The organism is Pseudomonas sp. MEJ086, assembly GCF_030209025.1.
GTDB lineage: Bacteria > Pseudomonadota > Gammaproteobacteria > Pseudomonadales > Pseudomonadaceae > Aquipseudomonas > Aquipseudomonas fulva_A.
The window spans coordinates 51,610-73,503 of sequence record NZ_JARVSV010000038.1; the positions used below are offsets into that span (position 1 = coordinate 51,610).

The following is a 21,894-nucleotide window of genomic DNA, read 5'->3' on the forward strand; positions in this document are numbered from 1 at the left end:
GACTGTTGATGTTTCAACGTGAGGGATTGCCATGCCGGACGGAGACCCGCCAGGCGAGCGCCCTTAGCTTTCGCTGTAAATCAGCGGCACGCGTCGCACGTTGCAGAACAGTTGATAGGGAATGGTACCCGCCGCGATGGCGACATCGCTGGCCAGCACGCCGGAGCCCCAGAACTCGACACGGCTGCCCAGCCCGGCAGCGGGCAGATCGCTGAGGTCGACGGTCAGCATGTCCATCGACACCCGGCCGATGATCCGCGATGGCTGGCCATCGATGAGCACCGGTGTACCAGTCGGTGCGTGACGCGGGTAACCGTCGGCATAGCCCATGGCGACCACCCCCACGCGGGTGGCCCGCTCACTGGTGAAGCGCGCGCCGTAGCCGACCGGCTCGCCTGCGGGCAGGTCGCGGACGCTGATCACCCGCGACTCCAGAGTCATCACCGGCTTTAGCCGGGCCGCGACATCGTGAGCCTGCTCGAAAGGCGTGGCGCCATAGAGCATGATGCCGGGGCGCGACCAGTCGCTGGGAATGCTCGGCCAACCGAGCAGCGCTGGCGAGTTGCGCAGGCTGACCTCGGCGGCAAGCCCTTCGCGAGCCGCGAGGAACACCGCAAGCTGCTCGTCGCTGCGCACGTTGTCGAGCTCGTCGGCGCGGGAGAAGTGGCTCATCAGCACGATCTTCGCCACCTTGCCGCTGGCCAGCAGGCGCCGGTAGGCGGCCTGATAGTCGGCCGGATGAAAGCCGACGCGGTGCATACCGCTGTCGAGCTTCAGCCAGACGTTCAGCGGCCGCTCGAGCGACGCCTGCTCGATGGCTTCGAGTTGCCATTGTGCGTGTACCACGCACCACAGCTCGTGCCTGTCGATCAGCTCCAGCTCCGCCGCTTCGAAAAAGCCCTCGAGTAGCAGGATGGGCCCGCTGATCCGCGCCTCGCGCAGTTGCAACGCTTCTTCGATACAGGCCACGGCGAAACCATCTGCACCCTGTAGCGCCTGCGCGCAGCGCACCGCGCCATGCCCGTAGGCATCGGCCTTGACCACCGCCAGCGCGCGCGCGCCGGACAGTTCACGGGCCAATTGATAGTTGTGACGCAGGGCTTGCAGATCGATCAGGGCACGGGCGGGACGCATGGTTATCTCGAATAACGGAAGAAGACATACTACTGAGGCGGGTGCGGACGTTCGATTGGGTGGGCTGAAGCCCACCCTACAGCCTGTGGGAGCGGGCCATACCCGCGATTTTTCGCGCGCATGGCGCCCTCCCACAGTGGAGCGGCAACGGCTGCTAGCGCCTTATTGCAGTCGGAACATCTCGTTTGGATCGTGAGCCGGCCTTTAGGGTAAAGCAGCAATCACGGTCATCTCCACGAGCACGTCCGGCGAATACAGTTTGGCTTCGACGCAGGCGCGGGCCGGAGACTGGCCAGCCGGTACCCAGGCGTCCCAGACCTTGTTCAGGCCTTCGCGATCATCGATGTTCTTCAGGAAGATGGTGATCGACAGGATACGCGTCTTGTCGGTGCCGGCTTCGGCGAGGAACGCATCGATGCTGTCCAGGGTCGCCTTGGTCTGGGCCTCGATCCCTTCGCTGTGGTCTTCATCCAACTGGCCGGCCAGATAGACGGTGCCATTGTGAATGACGATTTCGCTCAGACGCGGCTCAGTTCGCAGGCGCTGTATGGACATGGGTGTTCGACTCCTTGGTTGTGCCATAACGGGAAATATCCAGGCCTTCGCTGCTGATCTGCGGACGCTTTCTGGCGATGATATCGGCGAGCAAGCGCCCAGAGCCACAGGCCATGGTCCAGCCTAGGGTACCGTGTCCGGTGTTCAGAAACAGGTTTCGATAGGGTGTTGCGCCAACGATCGGCGTACCATCGGGGGTTGCCGGGCGCAGGCCCGTCCAGAAATCGGCCTGGCTCAGATCACCGCCCTGGGGATACAGGTCACCGACGATCATCTCCAGGGTTTCCCGGCGGCGCGGATCGAGGCTGAGATCGAAGCCGGCGATTTCGGCCATGCCGCCCACGCGGATGCGCTGGTCGAAACGGGTGATCGCCACCTTGTAGGTCTCGTCGAGGATGGTCGAAGTCGGCGCCATGGCCGGGTTGGTGATCGGCACGGTCAGCGAATAGCCCTTGAGCGGATACACCGGCGCGCGCACGCCCAGCGGCTTGAGCAATTGCGGGCTGTAGCTGCCCAACGCCAGCACGTAGCGGTCGGCGGTTTCCAGCTGGCCGTCGATCCACACGCCGTTGATGCGATCACCGGCGAAATCCAGGCGCTGGATGTTCTGCCCGAACCGGAACTGCACACCCAGCGCAGCGGCCATGTCGGCCAGCTTGCGGGTGAACATCTGGCAATCGCCAGTCTGGTCGTTGGGCAGGCGCAGGGCACCGGCGAGCTTGTCGGTGACGCCCGCCAGCGCCGGCTCGACCTTGGCGATACCTGCCCGGTCGAGCAACTCGTAGGGCACGCCGGACTGCTGCAGCACGGCGATGTCCTTGGCAGCGTTGTCCAGCTGGGCCTGGGTGCGGAAGATCTGCGTGGTGCCCAGTTGGCGCCCTTCATAGGCCAGACCGGTTTCCGCACGCAGCTCGTCGAGGCAGTCGCGGCTGTACTCGGACAGGCGCACCATGCGTTCCTTGTTCACCGCATAGCGGCTGGCCGTGCAGTTGCGCAGCATCTGCGCCATCCACAGGTACTGGTCGATATCGCCGGTCATCTTGATCGCCAGTGGCGCATGCTTCTGCAGCAGCCACTTGATGGCTTTGAGCGGCACACCTGGCGCCGCCCAGGGCGAGGCATAGCCTGGCGAGACCTGGCCAGCGTTGGCGAAGCTGGTTTCCATGGCCGGGCCGTTCTGGCGATCCACGACCACCACCTCGAAACCCTGACGGGCCAGGTAATACGCACTGGCCGTACCGATCACACCACTACCAAGCACCAGAACCCGCATATGTTCTCCCCGCCGCGACGATGCACTGGCGTATTACGTTCCGAGAAGTCGATGCGTACAGTATAGAAAGTGAATAGCAGTGCTTTTCACTGTATACACACCTATATTTGAAGGGAATTCTGGGTTTAACAGCCTTTCATGGAGGGGCGCCGACCATGCGTACGCAACATCAGAGCCGCCGCGAGCTGGACAAGATCGATCGCAACATCCTGCGCATCCTCCAGGAGGACGGCCGCATCTCCTTCACCGAGCTGGGCGAACGGGTCGGCCTGTCCACCACGCCCTGCACGGAGCGGGTACGTCGCCTGGAGCGCGAAGGCATCATCATGGGCTACCACGCCCGCCTCAATCCGCAGAACCTCAAGGCCAGCCTGCTGGTCTTCGTGGAGATCAGCCTGGACTACAAATCCGGCGACACCTTCGAGGATTTCCGCCGCGCCGTGCTCAAGCTGCCCCACGTACTGGAATGCCACCTGGTATCCGGCGATTTCGACTACCTGGTGAAGGCGCGCATCAACGAAATGGCCAGCTACCGCAAACTGCTCGGCGACATCCTCCTCAAGCTGCCCCATGTGCGCGAGTCGAAGAGCTATATCGTGATGGAAGAGGTGAAGGAGAGCCTGGCACTGCCGGTGCCGGAGTAAGCAGCGGCAAGCTGCGCGTTTCGAGCGGTAAGTTGCTAGGCGAACGGCAACTGACCGTAGGGTGGAAAACCGCGAAGCGTTTTCCACCGGTTGGTTCAACGCCGGCCCAGCCTTGTGCCGTGATTGGTGGATAAGCTTCGCGTTATCCACCCTACTTGCTGCCCGACGCAACGCCCCGGTTAACGTTCTCACACGGGAGCGTGGATACCATCAGCCCCCGCCAAATGCCTAGACCAACACCTGCCGCGTGCTGGCGATGAGCTGATGCACCTGGCGCTCGACGCCTGCCTCGATTGGCTGCTCGGGCGCACGTCCATGCGGACATGGCAGGTTGGGAGTGGTGCCGAACAGGCGGCAGATCAGCGGGCGCTGGTCGTAGACCTGACAACCCTGAGGGCCGAGGTGAACGCAGTTGTACTCGGCCAGCGCGGCGTCCTGCTCGGCGGCGGTCTTGCGCGGCAGGCGCGACATTTCTTCCGACGAAGCGGTCACCGGGCCGCAGCAGTCGTGACAGCCGGGCACGCAATCGAAGCGCGGGATCTGTCGGCGCAGCAGGTCTATCTTGCGGCTGGTGCAGCTCATGGTCACGGCTCGGAAATGGATGGCGCGCATGGTACAGGCGAGCCCGCCCGCCGCAAAGGATGCGACGGCAGCATCCTCTGCGCGCCATCGCGGGTTGGCGCAGGGCAAAGTCAGCGCTTATGCTTCGTCAATTTTTACAAACACAAAACTCAGGATTTCGCACATGACCGCCCGTGCCCACCCGCCGGTTCATAGCGCCGCGCATGCCCCGTCCTACTACGCCGCGAGCGCCAACCTGCAGGTCGATTATCCGCCGCTGCAAGGTGAGCAGCGTGCCGACGTGTGCATCGTTGGCGGGGGCTTCTCCGGCCTGAACACGGCCATCGAGCTTGCCCAGAAGGGCCTGTCGGTGGTGTTGCTGGAGGCCCATAGGATCGGTTGGGGCGCCAGCGGACGAAACGGCGGGCAACTGATTCGCGGCGTCGGCCACGGCGTCGAGCAGTTCGAGTCGGTGATCGGCGCCAGCGGCGTACGCGAGCTGAAACTGATGGGCCTCGAAGCGGTGGAGATCGTGCGCCGCCGGGTCGAACAGTTCGGCATCGCCTGTGACCTGACCTGGGGTTATTGCGACCTGGCCAACAAGCCCCGCGACCTCGCCGGTTTCGCCGAGGACGCCGCCGAGCTGCGGAGCCTCGGCTATCGCCACGAACTGCGCCTGCTGCAACCGGAACAGATACACGAAGTGGTCGGTTCCAACCGCTATGTCGGCGGCCTTATCGACATGGGCGCGGGGCACCTGCACCCACTCAACCTGGCCTTGGGCGAAGCCGCTGCGGCACACAGCCTGGGTGTACGCCTGTACGAGCATTCAGCGGCCACACGCATCGACTACGGCAGTGAAATCCGCGTGCACACGGCTCAGGGCGTGGTGCGTGCCGGGCACCTGGTGCTGGGCTGCAACGCCTACATCCGCGACCTGAACCCGACCCTGGGCGGCAAGGTGCTGCCGGCCGGCAGTTACATCATCGCCACCGAGCCGTTGAGCGAGGAGCAGGCCAGCGCGCTGATCCCGCAGAACATGGCGCTCTGTGACCAACGGGTGGCGGTCGATTATTACCGCCTGTCCGCCGACCGTCGCTTGCTGTTCGGCGGCGCCTGCCACTATTCCGGCAGCGACCCTGCGGATATTGCCGCCTACATGCGGCCCAAGATGCTGGCCGTCTTTCCGCAGCTGGACGATGTGCGTATCGACTACCAATGGGGCGGGATGATCGGCATTGGCGCGAATCGCCTGCCGCAGATTGGTCAACTGAAGGATCAGCCCAACGTCTTTTATGCCCAGGCCTACGCAGGCCACGGCGTGAACGCCACGCACCTGGCCGGCAAGCTGCTCGCCGAGGCCATCACCGGGCAGGCTGGTGGCGGCTTCGAGCTGTTCGCCAAGGTGCCGCACATGACCTTCCCCGGCGGCCGCTACCTGCGTTCACCGCTTCTGGCACTGGGTATGCTCTGGCACCGGCTGAAAGAGCTGGCCTGACGCAGCCCGCAGCGCAGCGATACTCAGGACGGAACACTCCGGGTACCGCTGCGCTGCATGCCCGCCTCTAGAGTTTCCAGAACGGCAGCGAGGCTTCTCTGCGGGCTTGATCCCGGGTCAGGCCGATGTCGTGAAGCTGCGCATCGCTCAGCTCGAGCAACGCGCGGCGAGTCATCAGGCGGCGGATGAACAGCTTCCAGCGATGGGCCAGTGCCTCGCGCGCCGGCATCAGCTCCGCCACACGCTGGCGCACCGCACCATTGAGTTCGCTGCTCTTGAGGGTCAATCGCACATCGCTTAATCCGTTCATCTCGCTCTCCTGCACCGGGTGGTCATGGGAGATCATGATGGCAAGCGATGAAAAGACATGACAGATCCAAAAAAACGGAATTAAATCCATACAGATATCGGCGAAACCCAACTGAATGGTTGGTTACGCAGCTATCTGTATCGGTTTTTCATTCAATTCCTGCATACAGGCGCCGACCATGACCCTCTATACCAACCTGGCCGAGCTGATTGGCGAGCGCATCGAACAGGGCCTGTATCGCCCGGGGGATCGCCTGCCGTCGGTGCGCGCCCTCAGCCAGGAACACGGGGTCAGCCTGAGTACCGTGCAGCAGGCTTATCGGCATCTGGAAGATCGCGGCCTCGCGCTGCCGAAGCCGAAATCCGGCTATTTCGTCCCTCAGGGCCGTGCCAAACCAGCGCTGCCGAAGATCAGTCGGCCCCCCCAGCGACCAGTCGAGGTGTCGCAGTGGGATCAGGTGCTGGAGCAGATCGCCTTTGCACCGCGCAACGATTTCATCCAGCTTGGTCGCGGCCGACCGGACATCGACAGCCCGACCCTCAAGCCGCTACTGCGCTCACTGTCGCGCCTGAGTCGCAAGCAGGATCTGCAGACCCTGACCTACGGCAGCATTCACGGTGACCAGCGCCTGCGCGAGCAGATCGCCCGCCTGACGCTGGATTCGGGCTGCCAGCTGAGCCATGAAGACATCGTCATCACCACCGGCTGCCACGAGGCACTATCGGCAGCGATCCGCGCGATCTGCGAACCGGGCGATATCGTCGCCGTCGACTCGCCCAGTTTCCATGGCGTGATGCAGGCGCTCAAAGGCTTCGGCATGAAAGCTCTGGAGCTGCCGACCGACCCGCTCACCGGCATCAGCCTGGAAGCCCTGGAGCTGGCCCTGGAGCAATGGCCGATCAAGGCCATACAGCTCACCCCGACCTGCAACAACCCGCTGGGCTACATCATGCCGGAGGCCAACAAGCGCGCCCTGCTGGCCCTCGCCCAGCGCCACGACGTGGCGATCATCGAAGACGATGTATATGGCGAGCTGGCCTTCCACTACCCGCGCCCGCGCACCATCAAATCCTATGACGACGACGGCCGGGTACTGCTCTGCAGTTCGTTCTCCAAGACCCTGGCACCGGGCTTCCGGGTTGGCTGGATAGCACCGGGGCGTTATCTCGATCAGGTACTGCACATGAAGTACATGGGCACCGGCGCCACCGCCCAGTTACCGCAACTGGCCCTGGCCGAGTACATCGAGGACGGCCATTACGAGCCCCATCTGCGCCGCATGCGCGCGCAGTACGCCCGTGGCCTGGATCAGATGAGCGACTGGGTGAGCCGTTACTTTCCCCCTTCGGTACGGGTCAGCCGGCCCCAGGGCGGCTTCATGATCTGGGTGGAAATGCCGGAGGGCTTCGACAGCCAGCGCCTGAACCGCGAACTGGCGGTGCACAAGGTGCAGATCGCGCCGGGCAGTATCTTTTCCGCAGCGGGCAAATACCGCAACTGCCTGCGCATGAACTTCGCCTCACGGCATACCGCGAGCATCGAGGCGGCCGTGCGCAAGGTCGGCGAAACCGTGGCGGCCATGCTGGAAGAATCCCCGCAGTCTAGAGACTGAATCTTTTCAAGCGCAGCGGCGTCCTATCAGCACTTCCCCAGACAGCCGATGGAGGCTGCGACTGTGCCCTTGCGCTTGCTCTTTATTCTTCTGCTGAGCCTCGCTGGCTGCGCCAATCAGGTGCCCATCGTGCCCAGCCAGGCGATTCCCACGGCCGATTCCTCGTTCGGTGCGGCGCTTGAAGCACGTGCCGCCGAGCATCAGGGCCACTCGGGGTTTCGCCTGCTGCCGGCGAGCAATGAAGCCTTCGCGGCCCGTGCCGAACTGATCCGCGCGGCGCAGCACAGCCTCGATCTGCAGTACTACATCGTGCATGACGGCTTGAGCACCCGGGCGCTGGTCAAGGAATTGCTGCAAGCGGCGGATCGCGGCGTACGGATTCGTTTTCTGCTCGACGACACCACCAGCGACGGCAAGGATTATCAGATCGCCCTGCTGGCGGCTCACCCGAACATCCAGATCCGCGTGTTCAACCCGCTGCACCTCGGCCGCATGACCGGCGTCACGCGTATGCTCGGCCGTGGCCTGAACCTGTCGCAGCAGCACCGGCGCATGCACAACAAGCTGTGGCTGGCCGACAGTGCCGCGGCCATCGTCGGTGGCCGCAACCTGGGCGACGAATACTTCGACGCCGAGCCGAACATGAACTTCACCGACATCGACATGCTGGCCGTCGGCCCGGTGGCACGGGATCTGTCGCAGAGTTTCGACCAGTACTGGAACAGCTCCCTGAGCAAACCCATCGAGCAGTTCGTCTGGCAGCGACCTTCGCAAAAGGACCTGGGCAAGGCACGCAAGGGGCTGCGCGATTACCTGGACACCGCCCGCGTGGAGCAACCGACGCTCTACAAGCGCCTGCTCGCCTACCAACAGGAGCCACAGTTGCAGAAATGGCTGGGAGAGCTGATCTGGGCCCCCGGCACCGCCCTGTGGGATGCGCCGAGCAAGGTGCTGGCCAGTGGCGAACCGGACCCGCACCTGCTGCTGACCACCCAACTGGGGCCCCATCTGCAGGCCACCAAGAGTGATCTGGTGATGGTTTCCGCCTACTTCGTGCCGGCCCAGGCGGGCCTCGAATTCCTCACCGGCCTGGCCGACCGGGACGTGGATATCCGCTTGTTGACCAATGCCCTGGAGGCCACCGACGTACCTGCCGTACACGGTGGCTACGCACCCTACCGACAGGAAATGCTCGAACACGGCATTCGCCTGTTCGAGTTGCGCCGCCAACCGGGTGCCGACTCGCCACCGGCCTACAGTTTCAGCGGCGGCTCCGATTCCAGCCTGCACAGCAAGGCGCTGGTGATCGACCGGCAGAAATCCTTCGTCGGCTCCTTCAACGTCGACCCGCGCTCGGTGCTCTGGAACACCGAAGTGGGCGTGCTGGTGGACAGCCCCAAGCTGGCTGCCTACCTGCGCGAACTGGCCCTGCAGGGCATGAAACCCTCGGTCAGCTATGAAGTGCGCCTGCAGCCTGACGGCAACGGCACGCGCATGGTCTGGGTCGGTGAGGACGACGGCAAGGCGTTCGAGCTGCACGAAGAGCCCGGCAACCGCTGGCAGCATTTCAACGCCTGGTTCTCGCGGGCCATCGGGCTGGAGAAGATGCTATAGCAGGCCGTTGAAAAACGTAGGCGAGGCAGGTAAGACAAGGCAAAAACGGCCGAAAAAGCGCAGTTTACGCGTTGTAAATGAGCATTTTGAGGCCGTTTTTAACGCAGTATTGCCAACGCAGGTAGTTTTTCAACGGCCTGCTAGCGTGACGCGCTCGTCGAATGCATCAGGCCGCCAAGCCAACCACACGAAGCCTGCCGCACCGAGCGCCATGAGGATTGGCAAGGCATGCCCACTGACCCACTGGCTGACCGCCCCGGTCGCCAGCGGGCCGATCAGGCAGCCGATGCCCCACAGCTGAGCCACGTGGGAGTTGGCGCGCACCAGTTGATCATCCCGGAAGCGCTCGCCGATCAGGATCAGCGACAGGGTGAACAGGCCGCCAGCACTGGCGCCGAACAGCACCAGCACCGGCCAGATCAGCGGCGTATGCAGGAGCAGCGGAATTCCCAGGCTGGAGAACAGCAGCACCACGCCGCAGCCGCGGAACAGCGTGACCCGCGAGATACGATCGGCGAGCAGGCCGATGGGCAGTTGCAGCGCCGCATCACCGACCACCACCACGCTGGCCATGAACAGCGCGACTTCCTGGGTGAAGCCCTGACGCAGCCCATAGATCGGCAGCAGGGTGAGCATCATCGCCTCGAAGGCGGCGAACAGCATCACTGCCCAGGCGATCGCCGGCATGCGCTGGCAGAACACCAGCAAGCCTCGACCCGAAGCGCTGTGAGCATCGACTACGGGCGCGCCGGTGCGGCCGATCAACAACAGCGCCCCGCTGATCAGCAAGCTGATACCGAACCAGAAGCCCAGATCCGTATCGGTGCCGAGCACGCTCAGCAACAACGGCCCGCAGAGCTGGCTCAGCGCATAACCGGTGCCATACAGCGCGACCAGACGGCCACGCCACTTCTCGACGGCCAGCTGGTTGATCCAGCTTTCACCGAGGATGAACACCACGGTCAGGGTCACGCCCAGCAGCAGGCGCAACAGCAGCCACACGGCGTAGCTCTGCATCAACGCCAGCCCGGCGACCGACAGCGCACCGACCAGTAGGCACAGTTGCATCAGCCGCGGCGTGGGGCAGCGCGAGGCCAGCCGCCCGGCCAGCGAAGCGCCGAGCAGCACGCCGATGGCCGGTGTCGCCGCCATGATGCCGATGGCGAACGAGCCATAACCCCAGCTCTCCAGACGCAAGGACACCAGCGGCATGGTGGTGCCCATCGCCAGGCCGATACTGATCACCGCCGCGCAAACGGCGAAGTAGGTTCCCCAACGCATTGCGACTCCAGAGACAAAGCACAGCGGCCGGGCTCCATGGAGCCCGGCCGCCGGGTTGATGAGCCCGCCCGCTGGCGAGCTTATCCGTGCAGGATCAGAGTTTGATCCAGGTGGCTTTCAGTTCGGTGTACTTGTCGAAGGCGTGCAGCGACTTGTCACGGCCGTTGCCCGACTGCTTGAAGCCACCGAACGGTGCGGTCATGTCGCCGCCATCGTACTGGTTGACCCACACGCTGCCAGCACGCAGCGCACGAGCGGTCAGGTGGGCCTTGGAGATATCCGCCGTCCACACGGCTGCGGCCAGGCCGTAAACGGTGTCGTTGGCGATCTGCACGGCCTGCTCGGCGCTGTCGAAACCGATCACCGAGAGTACCGGCCCGAAGATCTCCTCGCGGGCGATGGTCATCGCATTGGTCACGCCGTCGAAGATGGTCGGCTCGACATAGGTGCCGCCGCTCTCCTGCAGGGTGCGCTTGCCACCGAGCAGCAGCGTGGCGCCGTCCTTGTGACCGGCGTCGATGTAGCCGAGCACGGTGTTCATCTGCTGGGTATCGACCAGAGCACCGACGTTGGTTTCCGGATCCAGCGGGTTGCCAGCCTTCCAGCCTTTCAGGGCCTCGACCACCATGGGCAGGAAACGCTCCTTGATGGAGTTTTCCACCAGCAGGCGCGAGCCCGCGGTGCACACTTCGCCCTGGTTGAAGGCGATGGCGCTGGCCGCGGACTCGGCCGCGGCCTGCAGATCCGGCGCATCGGCAAAGACGATGTTCGGGCTCTTGCCACCCGCCTCCAGCCATACGCGCTTCATGTTCGATTCGCCGGCATAGATCATCAGTTGCTTGGCGATCTTGGTGGAGCCGGTGAACACGATGGTATCGACGTCCATGTGCAGGGCCAGGGCCTTGCCCACGGTATGGCCATGACCCGGCAGGACGTTGAAAACGCCAGCCGGAATACCGGCCTCCACGGCCAGGGCGGCGACGCGAATGGCGGTCAGCGGCGATTTCTCGGACGGTTTGAGGATCACCGAGTTACCGGTAGCCAGCGCCGGGCCGAGCTTCCAGGAAGCCATCGTCAGCGGGAAATTCCACGGCACGATGGCCGCCACCACCCCAACCGGCTCGCGGGTGACCAAGCCGAGCTGATCGTGAGGCGTCGGCGCGACTTCGTCGTAGACCTTGTCGATGGCCTCGGCGCTCCAGCGGATGGCATTGGCAGCCGCCGGAATGTCGATGCTCAGCGAATCGCTGATCGGCTTGCCCATGTCGAGGGTTTCCAGCAGCGCCAGTTCCTCGGCGTTGGCCAGCAGCAGCTCCGAGAAACGGATCATCTTGGCCTTGCGCTTGGCCGGCGCGAGGCGCGACCAGGCGCCGGAGTCGAAGGCTGCGCGCGCCGACTTGACCGCCAGCTCCGCGTCGGCCAGGTCGCAACTGGCGACCTGGCCCAGCACCCGACCATCGACCGGGCTGATGCAATCGAAGGTTTCGCCGCTCTGGGCGGCCTGGTATTCACCCTGCACGAAGGCACGGGTCTCGATCTTCAGATCCTTGGCACGCTGTTCCCAGTCGGCACGAGTCAAACGGCTCATCTGATCATCCTCTTCTAGTAGGTGAAGGCGCCTGGCGCCTCGGAAACTGCGAACCACACTAAACCAGCGTCCGCAGGATTTTCAATATTCTTGACACTTTGTCGGGAAATGCCCTTGCTGCGTTCAATTTATTAAACATAGACTCGAGCGAATCGTTAGGGTCCGTTGAAAAACGCAGGTGCTTTCAACAGCCTGTTACGCCCTGCCGTCCCAAGCCGTCGATGGGCATGGGATGATCGCTGCACGTTCTCGGATTGACCACGGAAGCGAATATGAATATCCAGCAGATTGTCGATTTCGCCCAAGGCGGCAGCAGCGCCGAAGAGTACCGTCCAGCCCCTGAAAAAATCCTCAAGGGCGACCCGCTGCAGCAGGTACGCAACCACTACGCCAGCCCCTGCGGCCAGTTCAATGCCGGCGTCTGGGAGGGCGACATCGGCCAGTGGACGGTGAGCTACACCGAGCACGAATACTGCGAAATCCTTCAGGGGGTTTCCGTGCTGCGCGACGGCGAAGGCAACGCCAAGACCGTGCGTGTCGGCGACCGCTTCGTGATCCCGGCCGGCTTCGTCGGCACCTGGGAAGTGCTCGAGCCGTGCCGCAAGGTCTACGTGATCTTCGAGCAGGCCTGAACATCATCGGGAAGAGCGGCGATTTAAAGGGTCACCGCTCGATCCGCCAGCACCAGAGGCCAACCGGCGGAGCAGCGCTCGATGCGCGCCTCGACGCCATAGGCCAGCCGTAGCCAGTCGGCATCCAGCACCTGATCCGCCGTGCCCAGCCGATAGTGGCCGCCGGGCGCCAGCAAGAGCAGGCGATCGCAATGGCGCAGCGCCAGGTTGAGATCGTGACAGGCGACCAGGGCGATACAGCCTCGCTCCTGGGTGAGCTCGCGCACCACCTGCAACACCCGTAGCTGCCAGCGCAGATCCAAGGCGCTGGTCGGCTCGTCGAGCAATAGCAGGCGTGGCTCGCTGACCAGCACCTGGGCCAGGCCGACCAGTTGGCGCTGCCCACCGGACAACTCACTGAGCCGGCGCAACGCCAGCCCCTCGATACCCAGCCGTGACAGCACGGCGGCGATGCGAACGTCGGCATCCCCTGCTGCGCCGCCGCGTGCCCGGCAAGCGCCCTGCAGCAGCTCATACGCCAGCAGGGAAGTCGCCTGTGGCAGGTGTTGCGGCAGGTAGCCGACCCGCGCGCGCTGTCGCCAGGGCGCAATGCCGAGCAGCGGCTGATCGCCCAGTAGCGCCTCCCCCGTCGCCGTGTGCATGCCCGCCAACGCGCGGATCAGCGTCGACTTGCCCACCCCGTTGGGCCCCAGCACGGCCACCATAGCGCCGGGCTCGATAGGCTCAAGGCTCAGGTTCTCCAGCACCAGCCACTTGCCGTGGGCCAGGCGCAGATCGCGAATCAGCAGGCTCATCCACTCACACTCCGCCCACGGGCCAGGATCAACGCCACGAACAGCGGCACGCCGACCACTGCGGTCACCAGGCCGACCGGCAAGATGACGCCGGGCAGCAAGGCGCGGCTGGCCAGCGATGCCAGCGACAGCAGCAAGGCGCCAGCCAGGGCGCTGCCGGGCAGGAAGAAGCGGTGATCCTCGCCCAGCAGCAGGCGCGCCACATGGGGGCCGACCAGGCCGACGAAGCCCACCTCACCGACGAAGGCCGTCGCCACGCCGGTCAGCAGGCTGACCCGCAGCAGCGCCAGTGCGCGCAGGCGCTCGACACGAATACCCAGGCTGCGTGCCTGCTCCTCCCCTGCCCGCAAGGTGGTCATCGCCCAGGCCTGACTCATGGCCCAGAACAGGCACAGCGACAGTACCCCAGCGACCAGTGCGACCCGCTGCAGGTCGGCACGGGCCAGGCTGCCCAGGGTCCAGAAGACGATCTGCTGCAAGGCGTCGGCGCTGGCCAGAAACTGCAACATGCCGACCAGTGCATTGAGCCCGAACAGCAGGGCGATTCCGAACAGCACCAGGGTGTGCAGCGCCGGGCCGAGCAAGCGCGCCATCAGCAGCAACAGCAGGCAGGCGAGCAAGGCGCAGACAAACGCCGCCAGCGGCAGCAGCACCTGCTGGCCCAGGCTGCCAAGCGACGGGCTGAACACGATGACCAGCGATGCGCCCAGTGTCGCGGCGGCGCCAACACCCAAGGTGAAGGGGCTGGCCAGGGAGTTGTTCAAGGCGGTCTGCATTTCCGCACCGGCCAGCCCGAGGCTGGCGCCGACCACCAGCGCCATCAACGCGTACGGTACGCGCACTTCGTGAATGATCACCCACTGCGCAGGCGCCAGGCTTTGCGGCTGCAGCAGTCCCTGCAGCACCTGCCACCAGCCGAGGCCCGCCGGGCCGGTGGCCAGGTCGCTGACGAAGGACGCGCCGAGCAGCAGGGTCAGAATCCCCAGGCAGATCACCCGGCGCCAGGCCAATCGCCGATAACCTCGGCGCAGTTCGCTCGCGCTCACAGGCTGATCCAGTAGGTGCCCTGCAGCGGCACCGGCTGAAACTCGCCGTACAACTGCGCGAGCGTGGCCTGGGGGTCGAGATCGGCGAAAACGTCGGGGTACAGCCAGCGGGCGAATACCTGCACCGCCACCACATTGAACGGGCTGTTGTAGAAACCGTGCCAGATGGCATGGGTCTGCCCATTGCGGATCGCCGCCAGGTGGCGGATACCGCCCGTGCTGACCAAGCGCTGCAACGACTGGCGGGCCGGCTCGGCTTGCACGCCAGGCCCCAGGGCAATGTAAGGCGCACCCTCGGCCAGGCTGTTCGCCGAGCCCACGGCACTGGCCACGTAATGATCCACCGGCTGGCTGAGCAACAGTTCCAGGCTCAACACGCCGGCATGTCCCGGCAGGTAGTCCGTTGCCAGGCTACGACCACCGGCCGCCTCCAGCAGACCGGCGAGCATGCCGCGCGCCATGCTCTCGCAGCAGCCGTCGCCCAGCCCGGCCCGGCTATGCAGAAATACCTGAGGGCCGGGCGGGCCGGGCAACGCATCGCTGACAGCGGCAAGTGCCCTGGCGTGGGCAGCGACGAATGCCTCGGCACGCGCCTCGCGCCCCAGGGCCTGGCCGAGCAGGCGAATGCTGCGTGGCGTATTGATCAGCGGCTGCTCGCGGAAATCGACGAACAGCACGGCGATACCAGCGCGCTGCAGCTGCTCGGTCAGACGCTGCTGATGGCTGCCGGGACCGTGACCGGACAGGCTGAAGATCGCCAGGTCCGGCGCCAGGCTCAGCACCTGCTCCAGGCTGAAGGTATCGGCCGAGCCCTGGCCGATGCGTGGCACCTGCTGCAACGCCGGAAAGGCGTCGCGGTACTGCCGCTCGGTGCCGGGGTCGATCAGCGCCAGATCCGCCGGCATGCCCACCAGGCGGTCGAGCACCTGCTGGCCCTCGAGAATCCCCAGCACCGGCAACAGGCGTCCTTCGCCGAGAACAATGCGCTGCACCTGCGCGGGAACTTCGACCTGACGTCCGGCAATATCGGTGAGCAGTTGCCCGGCGTGAGCCAGGCTGGACTGCAGTGCCAGCAGGATGAGCAAAACGCCCGGCATCACACCGGGCGTACGCGTCGACCACGCCATCAGATACGCAGCGCCACGCCAAGGCGCAGTTCGCGGCCTGGTTCGTAGGAACCCCGCACCCCCTCGAAGCCGGGAATGTGGGTGAAGTCCTCGTTGCTGGCGTGATCCAGATACTGCTTGTCGAACAGGTTCTTCAGGGTCAGGGTCAAGGTCAGGCGGTCGGCCGCCAGCGGCAGCCATTCGGCGTACAGGTCATGCACGCCGTAACCGGGCTTGCTCACCGTGCCCTGCCCGGTATGCACCGAGTCGACGCTTTCCACGAAACGGCCCTGCCAGCCAACCGTCAGGTCATCGGTGGCACGGTAGTCGGCGAAGGTCGTCCAGGTATCGCCGAGGCTGGTGCCCTGACCGTTGTGTTCGTAGACGTTCAGGCGGCGCCCATCGAGCCGGGCGTTGTTGTGGTGATAGCTCAGGCCGGCACTCACGCGCTGCCAGTGGTAGGCGGTCTGCAGCAGCACGCCTTCGCTCTTCAGGTCACCGATGTTGCCGTAAACGTTGGGCGCGCCGATGGGGTCGGCGACGGCGTCCTCGATGCGCGTCTCGTAGAGCTTGCCGGACAGCTCCCAGCTGGCCAGCCGGTACTCGAAACCGACCTCGCTGGTGCGAGCACGCTCGGCCTTGGTGTTAGGGTCGTTGCGCGAGGAGTCCATCTTGAAGGCATCACGCACTTGCGGCCCGCGCAGGGCACGGGTATGCCCCGCGAGCAGGGTCAGCTCGGGCGTCAGCGCATAGCGGGCGCTGAGGTTGGGGCTGACGCCGTCTTCACGGAAGCGCTGGTCGTCACGATCATCGAGTTTGTAACGGTCGTAGCGCAGGCCGGCGCCGATCTGCAGGCGCTCGGTCAGTTGCAGGCTGTCCTGCACGTAGAGGCCGAGGATGCTGCCGTCTTCGCTGGTCTCTTCACGATTGCCTTCTGGGCCGAGGGTGCCGCGGTCGTCGCGATAATCGACGCCGTAGGTGAGCGTATGACGCCCCAGGTGGCTGGTGTTGCGCAGGTCGAAACCGCTGCTGCGCGTGCCACCGAAGTACAGGCCGAAACGCCCGTCCTGCTGCAGCTCCACCTCATTGTGGAAGGCGGTCAGCTCGACATCGACAAGGTCGTTGTCCAGCGGTTTGAAAGCGTAATTGAGCGTCCAGGTTTCCCGCTCGCTGCGCATCGGATACAGGCGGTTGAAGCCGCTGGGAATCCACTGCGGGCGCTGGCTGCGCTCGCCGTCGTCGGTGCGCTGCTCGTAGCTCAGGCGCAGGGTCTGGGATTCGCTGAGCTTGCCCACCAGCTTGGTGAAGCCGAGCTTTTGCCGCGCCCCGGTGCCCAGTACGTCGTCGTTGTTGCCGTCCTCGTAATCGTTCTGATCCTGATAGCTGGCCACAGCCAGCGCCGACCAGCTCTCGTTGAAGCGGCCATACAGGCTGGTGCTGCTCTTGTAGCCCTCGGCATTGCTGAAGTAACCGCCCTTGACCAATGCACCGAAGGACTCGCCCTCGCGCAGCAGATCGTCCGGGTCCTTGGTCACGAACCGGATGGCACCGCCCAGGGCTCCCGGGCCCGCGGTGGCGTCGCCGGTTCCGGCCTGTACCTCGACGCGCTTGAGCAGCTCGGGCTCGATGCCGATACGCCCAGTGTGGTGGAAGGTCTGCCCAGCCTGGCTGGCACCGTCGATGGTGATGTTCAACTGGGTGTCTTCGAAGCCGCGCAGGTAGAGTTTCTGGGCGATCCCTGCACCGCCGCCGACGGTGACTTGCGGGTTGCTCTCGAACACGTCCTGCAGATCGTTGGCCTGCAGACGCTGGATCTGCTCGGCCTCGACGGTTTCAGCGCGCTCGCTGGCCACCGCCGTCACCGAACTGGGCGCCAGCTCGAGCGAGGAAGCAGCGCTCTGCGCCTGAACCTGGCCCATGAAGCTGCCAGCGACCATGGCGCCCAGCAGTGACAGACGATACGGACAACGGTGCATGACTGATCCCTCCCCAAGAAAGATGCAAATATTTCGTATTCGCAAATTCTTATCGAATCCAGCCGAGGGCACGTACAACTTTTACAACTGTTACGACTGCCCGCTCGCCTGCTGCGGCAGGCAGATGGTCAGCTGCAGCCCACCGCCCTCACGATTGCTCGCCCGGATGCTGCCGCCGGTAGCGCGAACCTGCCGCTGCGCCAGTGCCAAGCCCAGGCCGTAGCCGGCACGCTCGCCGCCCACCCGGAAGAACGGCTGGAAGATCCGCTCCAGCCACTGTTCGTCGACGCCCGGGCCCTGATCACGAATCTGCAACTGCCAGGCCTGTTCATCGGCCTGCAGGTCGACCTCGACCACCCCACCTGGCGGCGTGTGGTCGAGGGCATTGCGCACCACGTTCTCGATGGCCTGGCCCAACGCACGATGGCTGCTGCCGGCCAGCACCGCCTCTTCCGGCAGTTGCGCCAGCAACTGGCGATCCGGGTACTCGAAGCGGGCATCATCGAGAATGCTGTCGAGCAGTTCGGTGAGGTCGAGGGTTTCGTCACGCAACTGCGGGCGCTCGTTTTCCAGCCAACTGAGGGTCAGGGCATCCTCGACCAGTTGGCGCATGCCGTTGCAATCGTCACGGATGCGTTCGAGCAGCACGCGACTGTCGGCGCCCTGCTCGGCCAGGCTGACCGCCATTTCGATGCGGGTCAGCGGCGTGCGCAATTCGTGAGACATGTCCGCCAGACGCTGGCGCTGGTCGATGATCAGTTGCCCAGTGCGTTCGGCCATGGCGTCGAAGGTATCCGCCAGACTGGCCAGCTCGTCGTTGCGCGAGCCGAGCAGCGAGCGCACCCGTACGTCGTAGCGGCCATCGCTGAACTGCCGCGTGGCCTGTTCGAGCCGCCGTAGCGGCTGCATCAAATGGCGGTACAGCACCAGGCAGACGATCAGCAGCAGCACCAGCGGCACCACCAGTTGCAGCAGCAGTTTGGCGTAGTGCCAGTTGAGGCCGGGGCGCATGCGCTGGGGCAGCTGGATCAGAAAACTGGCGCTGCGATCACTGAAGGGAATATCCATGATCGGGTTTTCCGCGAAGTACAGGTGGATCTTCCAGCTGACATCGCGGCCCAGGCCGAAACCGTCCTGAAAGCGTTCCGACAGCTCGCCGGCCAGCGGGCGCACCTCGGCTCGTACCACGGCGGCCCAGGTCCGCTCCTGCTGCTGCAACGTATTGAGCCAGCGCTCAAGCGCCTGGTGATCGCCACCACGATACAGCGACTCGGCCTGCTCGCCGTAATGACGAAGGGTGCGCTGGTGCTCGGCGTCGATGAAACTCATGCGCTCTTCGGTCTGCCAGGCGACCCGGGCGATGATCCAGAACAGCCCAACGCTGCCCACGGCGATGACGATGCACAGCTTCCAGAACAGGCGCCGGTTCATTGGAATACGTAACCCCGGCCATGCAGGGTCTGCAGGCGATCCGTCGCCAAGCCCGCCTCTCCCAGCAACCGGCGTATGCGGCTGATGTGCATGTCCAGGCTGCGGTCGTAGCTGCTGTAGTCGCGTTCCAGCACCGTGCGATACAGGTAGGGCTTGCTGAGCGCTTCGCCACGGTGACTGACCAGGTGCCAGAGCACACGAAACTGGATCGGCGTGAGGCTGACCTCGCGCTCGTTGACCGTGACCCGCTGAGCGTGACGCTCGAGGCGCAACTCGTTGGCCTGCAGTTGCTGCACGTCTACCGGGCGCACGCTGTCGGTCACCCGGGTACGCCGCAACACGGCATCGATGCGCAGTTGCAGTTCGGTGATGTTGAATGGCTTGGGCAGGTAGTCATCGGCACCGTGGCGCAGGCCGCGAATGCGCTCCTCCTCGGCGCCACAGGCGGTCAGCATGATCACTGGCGTCTGCTGTTGCTCACGCAGGCGGCGTAGAACGGAAAAGCCATTGAGATCCGGCAGCAGCACGTCCAGCAGCACCAGATCCGGCGCATCGCTGATCGCCATGCCGAGCCCCGCTTCGCCCAAGTGACTCGAGCTGGTGGCATAGCCCTGGCCGCGCAACAGCTCGCCAAGCTGGGCGCACAGGGTTCGGTCGTCCTCGATGATCAGAATGCGTGCCAGGCTGGCCGGCATGGCCCCTCCCAGGGGCCGGGAGCGGCACCCATCAAAGATAATAATTCTCAGATAGATTACGCGAGTTGCGGCGGCATGGTAATGGCCGTCACCGAGCCCGGCTAGGCGCAGAGATGGAGGTCAGGCTGCGGCGCTCGCAGCCTGTCTCTACAAGATGGGGCTTATGGCGATCGGGTAGGAGCCCGCTTGCGGGCGATGAAGTGGCTGCCCTGCAGCCGATATCTCTGTCGGCTGCAGGGATCGCCCGCAAGCGGGCTCCTACGGGACACTGCAATCCACGAAACGATGGCGTTGAGTGGCCGGAGAGCCCCAGCCCTCCTTAGACCGCCACCTGCTCCGCCGGCGAGACGATGCTGCTCTTGCCACGCGAGCGCCCGGAGCTGAGGTAGTCGGCGATGGATTCCTGGGTGACTTCGCCGAGGAAGTCGTTGTCGGCGCTGAGTACCGGCAGCCAGGAGCGATTGAACTCGTACATGCGCGACAGCAGGATGCGCAGGTGTTCGTCGTGGGAGGCGGTGGCGTTGAACGGCTGCAGGAATGGCTGCACCGAACCGCCCTGCCCGCGCAGGTCGCGGCGGCGGATGTAGCCCAGGCCCTTTTTCTGCCCATCGGTCACCACCAGGTGACGGCGGTCGTGCTCCTCCATCAATTCCACGGCATCGGCTACCGAGGTTTCCGGCAACACCGACGGGGCATCGTCGGCAGCGTCTTCGGCGCGGATCAGCAGCAGACGCTTGAGGGTGCTGTCCTGGCCGACGAAGCCACTGACGAAGTCGTCTGCAGGGTGCGCCAGCAGGGTGTCAGGGTGGTCGAACTGGAGCAGCGTGCCGTCCTTGAAGATGGCGATCTTGTCGCCCAGCTTGATGGCTTCGTCGATGTCGTGGCTGACCATGATCACGGTCTTGTTGAGCGCCCGCTGCATCTGGAAGAACTCGTTCTGGATGGCGTCGCGGTTGACCGGGTCGACCGCGCCGAAGGGCTCATCCATCAGCAGCACCGGCGCATCGGCTGCCAGGGCGCGGATAACGCCGATACGCTGTTGCTGGCCACCGGACAGCTCACGGGGATAGCGCGACAGGTATTGTTTGGGCTCCAGTTGCACCATGCTCATCAGCTCGACCGCCCGCTCGTGGCAGCGTTTCTTGTCCCAGCCGAGCAGCTTGGGCACCACGGTGATGTTTTCCTCGATGGTCATGTTGGGGAACAGACCGATCTGCTGGATCACATAGCCGATGTTGCGGCGCAGGGTCACCTCGTCGATGCCGGTGGTGTCCTCGCCGTTGATCAGCACCCGCCCGGAGGTCGGTTCGATCAGCCGGTTGATCATCTTCAGGGTGGTGCTCTTGCCGCAGCCGGACGGGCCGAGGAACACGCAGATCTGCCCTTCGTCGACGGTCAGACTGACTTCGTTGACGGCTACGACGTCCTTGCCTTTCTGGTGGAATTTCTTGGTCAGCTTATCGAGTTGAATCATGTTCGAGTCCTCAGTGGGCGGCTTTCAGGCCACGGGGAGTGAGCGTTTTCTGCAGCCACTGCAAAAACAGGTCGGCGACGATGGCGAGCAGGCTCACCAGCACCGCGCCGACGAGAAGGGTGGCCATGTCGCTGCGACTGATGGCCGTGAGAATCAGTACGCCAAGGCCGCCGGCGCCGATGGTGGCGGCGATGGTCATCACGCCGATGTTCATCACCACGGCAGTGCGCACGCCAGCCAGAATGACCGGCACGGCGATCGGCAGCTCGACCATGCGCAGGCGCTGCCAGAAACTCATGCCAATGCCCTTACCCGCCTCGCGGATGCCCGGCTCGACGCTGCTCAATGCCAGGTAGGTGTTGCGCAGGATCGGCAGCAGTGAATAGAGGAACACGGCGGTGACGGCCGGCAGCGGCCCGAGGCCCTGCCCGAACTGCGAGTAGAACGGCAACAGCAGGCCGAACAGCGCGATGGCCGGCAGCGTCAGCACGACCGTGGCGGCGCCCTGCAGCGGTCCGGCAATCCACGGGAAGCGGGTCATCAGAATGCCCAGCGGCACGCCGATGACGATCGCCAGGCCGACGGCGATACCGACCAGGGCGATGTGTTCACCGGTCAGGCTGACAACCTGTGCCCAGTCGATATGCTGAAAAGCGGTCATGAAATCCAT

At 64.6% G+C, this 21,894-nt stretch carries 20 protein-coding genes; 5 read left to right on the forward strand and 15 right to left on the reverse strand.

All coding sequences use genetic code 11. The features are described from left to right. Nucleotides 1-63: 63 nt before the first annotated feature. The 3 genes from alr to dadA form a co-directional block, all read right to left on the reverse strand. Nucleotides 64-1,134 carry an alanine racemase gene (gene alr, locus QRN22_RS22840; protein WP_042553258.1) on the reverse strand — a complete coding sequence of 357 codons (1,071 nt, stop codon included), beginning with the start codon at nt 1,132-1,134 and terminating at the stop codon, nt 64-66. 204 nt (nt 1,135-1,338) lie between these two features. Continuing rightward, nucleotides 1,339-1,689: a RidA family protein gene (locus tag QRN22_RS22845; protein WP_042553259.1), complete on the reverse strand. Its 351-nt coding sequence runs from the start codon at nt 1,687-1,689 to the stop codon at nt 1,339-1,341. Continuing rightward, nucleotides 1,664-2,962: a D-amino acid dehydrogenase gene (dadA, locus tag QRN22_RS22850; RefSeq protein ID WP_042553260.1), complete on the reverse strand. Its 1,299-nt coding sequence runs from the start codon at nt 2,960-2,962 to the stop codon at nt 1,664-1,666. Before dadA ends, QRN22_RS22845 begins: the two co-directional genes overlap by 26 nt. A 155-nt stretch (nt 2,963-3,117) precedes the next feature. On the opposite strand from dadA, the gene dadR reads away from it, so the two are divergent. Beyond that, on the forward strand, nt 3,118-3,606 hold the full coding sequence (dadR, locus tag QRN22_RS22855) for a transcriptional regulator DadR (RefSeq protein WP_013789818.1): 489 nt from the start codon (nt 3,118-3,120) through the stop codon (nt 3,604-3,606). Between the two features lie 228 nt (nt 3,607-3,834). Here the strand turns inward: dadR and QRN22_RS22860 are convergent, their stop codons facing one another. Continuing rightward, complete coding sequence (locus QRN22_RS22860; protein WP_042553261.1) at nt 3,835-4,188, reverse strand: YkgJ family cysteine cluster protein; 354 nt, start codon at nt 4,186-4,188, stop codon at nt 3,835-3,837. A gap of 163 nt (nt 4,189-4,351) precedes the next feature. Here QRN22_RS22860 and QRN22_RS22865 point away from each other — a divergent pair, with 163 nt between their 5' ends. Next, complete coding sequence (locus tag QRN22_RS22865) at nt 4,352-5,665, forward strand: NAD(P)/FAD-dependent oxidoreductase (RefSeq protein WP_042553262.1); 1,314 nt, start codon at nt 4,352-4,354, stop codon at nt 5,663-5,665. Nucleotides 5,666-5,732: 67 nt separating this feature from the next. On the opposite strand, the gene QRN22_RS22870 is transcribed toward QRN22_RS22865, so the two are convergent. Beyond that, entirely contained in the window at nt 5,733-5,975 is a 243-nt protein-coding gene (locus QRN22_RS22870; RefSeq protein WP_042553263.1) for a DUF1127 domain-containing protein, read from the reverse strand. Nucleotides 5,976-6,153: 178 nt separating this feature from the next. On the opposite strand from QRN22_RS22870, the gene QRN22_RS22875 reads away from it, so the two are divergent. Next, complete coding sequence (locus QRN22_RS22875) at nt 6,154-7,587, forward strand: aminotransferase-like domain-containing protein (RefSeq protein ID WP_042553264.1); 1,434 nt, start codon at nt 6,154-6,156, stop codon at nt 7,585-7,587. 48 nt (nt 7,588-7,635) lie between these two features. Next, a complete protein-coding gene (locus QRN22_RS22880) occupies nt 7,636-9,201 on the forward strand; it encodes a phospholipase D family protein (protein ID WP_042553265.1) in 1,566 nt (521 codons plus the stop codon). A gap of 129 nt (nt 9,202-9,330) precedes the next feature. Here the strand turns inward: QRN22_RS22880 and QRN22_RS22885 are convergent, their stop codons facing one another. Both QRN22_RS22885 and QRN22_RS22890 read right to left on the reverse strand, forming a co-directional pair. After that, nucleotides 9,331-10,482, reverse strand: a complete 1,152-nt coding sequence (locus tag QRN22_RS22885) for an MFS transporter (RefSeq protein WP_042553266.1) — start codon at nt 10,480-10,482, stop codon at nt 9,331-9,333. Nucleotides 10,483-10,576: 94 nt separating this feature from the next. Next, nucleotides 10,577-12,070: an aldehyde dehydrogenase gene (locus QRN22_RS22890; protein ID WP_042553267.1), complete on the reverse strand. Its 1,494-nt coding sequence runs from the start codon at nt 12,068-12,070 to the stop codon at nt 10,577-10,579. Between the two features lie 272 nt (nt 12,071-12,342). On the opposite strand from QRN22_RS22890, the gene QRN22_RS22895 reads away from it, so the two are divergent. Then, nucleotides 12,343-12,702, forward strand: a complete 360-nt coding sequence (locus tag QRN22_RS22895) for a cupin domain-containing protein (RefSeq protein ID WP_042553268.1) — start codon at nt 12,343-12,345, stop codon at nt 12,700-12,702. Between the two features lie 23 nt (nt 12,703-12,725). Here the strand turns inward: QRN22_RS22895 and QRN22_RS22900 are convergent, their stop codons facing one another. The 8 genes from QRN22_RS22900 to QRN22_RS22935 form a co-directional block, all read right to left on the reverse strand. Beyond that, a complete protein-coding gene (locus tag QRN22_RS22900; RefSeq protein WP_042553269.1) occupies nt 12,726-13,496 on the reverse strand; it encodes an ABC transporter ATP-binding protein in 771 nt (256 codons plus the stop codon). Beyond that, entirely contained in the window at nt 13,493-14,542 is a 1,050-nt protein-coding gene (locus QRN22_RS22905) for a FecCD family ABC transporter permease (protein WP_231570138.1), read from the reverse strand. Before QRN22_RS22905 ends, QRN22_RS22900 begins: the two co-directional genes overlap by 4 nt. Next, nucleotides 14,539-15,669 (reverse strand): ABC transporter substrate-binding protein, encoded by a 1,131-nt coding sequence (locus tag QRN22_RS22910; protein WP_042553271.1) that lies wholly within the window; start codon nt 15,667-15,669, stop codon nt 14,539-14,541. The genes QRN22_RS22905 and QRN22_RS22910 overlap by 4 nt, the downstream gene beginning before the upstream one ends. After that, entirely contained in the window at nt 15,669-17,624 is a 1,956-nt protein-coding gene (locus QRN22_RS22915; RefSeq protein ID WP_042553272.1) for a TonB-dependent receptor domain-containing protein, read from the reverse strand. The genes QRN22_RS22910 and QRN22_RS22915 overlap by 1 nt, the downstream gene beginning before the upstream one ends. Before the next feature lie 90 nt (nt 17,625-17,714). Next, on the reverse strand, nt 17,715-19,055 hold the full coding sequence (locus tag QRN22_RS22920; protein ID WP_042553273.1) for a sensor histidine kinase: 1,341 nt from the start codon (nt 19,053-19,055) through the stop codon (nt 17,715-17,717). Next, nucleotides 19,052-19,750, reverse strand: a complete 699-nt coding sequence (locus QRN22_RS22925; protein ID WP_042553274.1) for a response regulator transcription factor — start codon at nt 19,748-19,750, stop codon at nt 19,052-19,054. The genes QRN22_RS22920 and QRN22_RS22925 overlap by 4 nt, the downstream gene beginning before the upstream one ends. Nucleotides 19,751-20,069: 319 nt before the next feature. Further along, nucleotides 20,070-21,224, reverse strand: coding sequence for an ABC transporter ATP-binding protein (locus QRN22_RS22930; protein WP_042553275.1), 1,155 nt, complete (start codon nt 21,222-21,224; stop codon nt 20,070-20,072). Between the two features lie 10 nt (nt 21,225-21,234). Then, nucleotides 21,235-21,894, reverse strand: coding sequence for an ABC transporter permease (locus QRN22_RS22935; protein ID WP_042553276.1), 660 nt, complete (start codon nt 21,892-21,894; stop codon nt 21,235-21,237).

What these genes read in the sequence shown, in the direction of transcription:
- alr (WP_042553258.1), bottom strand. Translation starts at nt 1,134, where the DNA reads ATGCGTCCCGCCCGTGCCCTGATCGATCTGCAAGCCCTGCGTCACAAC.
- QRN22_RS22845 (WP_042553259.1), bottom strand. Translation starts at nt 1,689, where the DNA reads ATGTCCATACAGCGCCTGCGAACTGAGCCGCGTCTGAGCGAAATCGTC.
- dadA (WP_042553260.1), bottom strand. Translation starts at nt 2,962, where the DNA reads ATGCGGGTTCTGGTGCTTGGTAGTGGTGTGATCGGTACGGCCAGTGCG.
- dadR (WP_013789818.1), top strand. Translation starts at nt 3,118, where the DNA reads ATGCGTACGCAACATCAGAGCCGCCGCGAGCTGGACAAGATCGATCGC.
- QRN22_RS22860 (WP_042553261.1), bottom strand. Translation starts at nt 4,188, where the DNA reads ATGAGCTGCACCAGCCGCAAGATAGACCTGCTGCGCCGACAGATCCCG.
- QRN22_RS22865 (WP_042553262.1), top strand. Translation starts at nt 4,352, where the DNA reads ATGACCGCCCGTGCCCACCCGCCGGTTCATAGCGCCGCGCATGCCCCG.
- QRN22_RS22870 (WP_042553263.1), bottom strand. Translation starts at nt 5,975, where the DNA reads ATGAACGGATTAAGCGATGTGCGATTGACCCTCAAGAGCAGCGAACTC.
- QRN22_RS22875 (WP_042553264.1), top strand. Translation starts at nt 6,154, where the DNA reads ATGACCCTCTATACCAACCTGGCCGAGCTGATTGGCGAGCGCATCGAA.
- QRN22_RS22880 (WP_042553265.1), top strand. Translation starts at nt 7,636, where the DNA reads ATGGAGGCTGCGACTGTGCCCTTGCGCTTGCTCTTTATTCTTCTGCTG.
- QRN22_RS22885 (WP_042553266.1), bottom strand. Translation starts at nt 10,482, where the DNA reads ATGCGTTGGGGAACCTACTTCGCCGTTTGCGCGGCGGTGATCAGTATC.
- QRN22_RS22890 (WP_042553267.1), bottom strand. Translation starts at nt 12,070, where the DNA reads ATGAGCCGTTTGACTCGTGCCGACTGGGAACAGCGTGCCAAGGATCTG.
- QRN22_RS22895 (WP_042553268.1), top strand. Translation starts at nt 12,343, where the DNA reads ATGAATATCCAGCAGATTGTCGATTTCGCCCAAGGCGGCAGCAGCGCC.
- QRN22_RS22900 (WP_042553269.1), bottom strand. Translation starts at nt 13,496, where the DNA reads ATGAGCCTGCTGATTCGCGATCTGCGCCTGGCCCACGGCAAGTGGCTG.
- QRN22_RS22910 (WP_042553271.1), bottom strand. Translation starts at nt 15,669, where the DNA reads ATGGCGTGGTCGACGCGTACGCCCGGTGTGATGCCGGGCGTTTTGCTC.
- QRN22_RS22915 (WP_042553272.1), bottom strand. Translation starts at nt 17,624, where the DNA reads ATGCACCGTTGTCCGTATCGTCTGTCACTGCTGGGCGCCATGGTCGCT.
- QRN22_RS22920 (WP_042553273.1), bottom strand. Translation starts at nt 19,055, where the DNA reads ATGAACCGGCGCCTGTTCTGGAAGCTGTGCATCGTCATCGCCGTGGGC.
- QRN22_RS22925 (WP_042553274.1), bottom strand. Translation starts at nt 19,750, where the DNA reads ATGCCGGCCAGCCTGGCACGCATTCTGATCATCGAGGACGACCGAACC.
- QRN22_RS22930 (WP_042553275.1), bottom strand. Translation starts at nt 21,224, where the DNA reads ATGATTCAACTCGATAAGCTGACCAAGAAATTCCACCAGAAAGGCAAG.
- QRN22_RS22935 (WP_042553276.1), bottom strand. Translation starts at nt 21,894, where the DNA reads ATGGATTTCATGACCGCTTTTCAGCATATCGACTGGGCACAGGTTGTC.